Annotated in this window: 1 pseudogene; it reads right to left on the bottom strand. The window is 65.6% G+C overall.

The features are described from left to right. Nucleotides 1–73: 73 nt before the first annotated feature. A pseudogene (locus tag NW75_RS21275) lies at nucleotides 74–1,119 on the bottom strand (homocysteine S-methyltransferase family protein). Nucleotides 1,120–1,154 lie beyond the last annotated feature (35 nt).

The following is a 1,154-nucleotide window of genomic DNA, read 5'->3' as shown; positions in this document are numbered from 1 at the left end:
TCGACTCACCTGCCCTCTCCGCCTTCGCTTCGCTCGGCACCCTCTCCCCGCAAAGCGGGGAGAGGGAGAATTGCTATGCCGCCATCGTCATCGGCTCCAGCCCGGCCAGCCGCGTCACCACCGGCGGCACCGGCAGCACGCGCGGCGTCAGCCACGCACACCCTCGGCAATCGCCTTGATGTGCGCAGGCGTCGATCCGCAGCAACCGCCCAGGATGTTGACGTGCCCCGCGCTCGCCCATTCGCCGACCAGCCCCGCCGTCGTCGCCGGCATTTCGTCATATTCGCCCAGTTCGTTGGGCAGCCCGGCATTGGGATAGACCATGATGAGGGTGTCGGCGATGCCCGCCAGCGTGCGCACATGCGGGCGCAACTGCTCCGCGCCGAACGAGCAATTGAGCCCGATCGTCACCGGCCGCGCGTGGCGCACCGCATGCCAGAATGCCTCGACCGTATGCCCAGACAAATTGCGGCCAGAAAGGTCGGTCAGCGTCATCGACAGCATGATCGGCACGTCGCGGCCCAGCGCCTCGCCCGCTTCCAGCGCCGCCATGATCGCGGCCTTGGCGTTCAAGGTGTCGAACACCGTCTCGACCAGGATGAAATCCGCCCCGCCCTCGATCAGCGCGTCGGTCTGTTCGCGGTACACGCCTTTGAGATAATCGAAGTCGATCTCGCGAAAGCCCGGATCGTTGACATCGGGGCTGAGCGACAGCGTCTTGTTGGTCGGCCCAACGGCCCCTGCAACAAAGCGCGGGCGGCCGTCCTTGGCCTGATATTCATCCGCCAGCCGCCGCGCGAGCCGCGCGCTCTCGACATTGATCTCGCGCACCAGATGCTCGGCGGCATAATCGGCCTGGCTGATGCGGTTGGCCGAGAAGGTGTTGGTCTCGGCAATGTCCGCGCCCGCCTCGAAATAGGCGCGGTGGATCGCCTCGGGCACCGCCGGTTTGGTCAGCGCGAGGATGTCGTTATTGCCCTTCTGGTCCTTGGTCAGGCCCAGGTCGCCGGCATAATCCGCCTCGGACAGCTTCCAATTCTGGATCTCGGTGCCGAACGCGCCATCGGTGATGAGGATGCGCTTGGCCGCTTCGGCCAACAAGGTTTCTCGTGCCGTCATCTTCTAATCCTTCTCCCCTCCCGCTTGCGGGAGGG

This window comes from Sphingomonas sp. Ant H11 (assembly GCF_000797515.1).
Taxonomy (GTDB): domain Bacteria; phylum Pseudomonadota; class Alphaproteobacteria; order Sphingomonadales; family Sphingomonadaceae; genus Sphingomonas.
The sequence above is the reverse complement of the archived record's forward strand: the minus strand, read 5'-3'. Positions and strand labels throughout refer to the sequence as shown.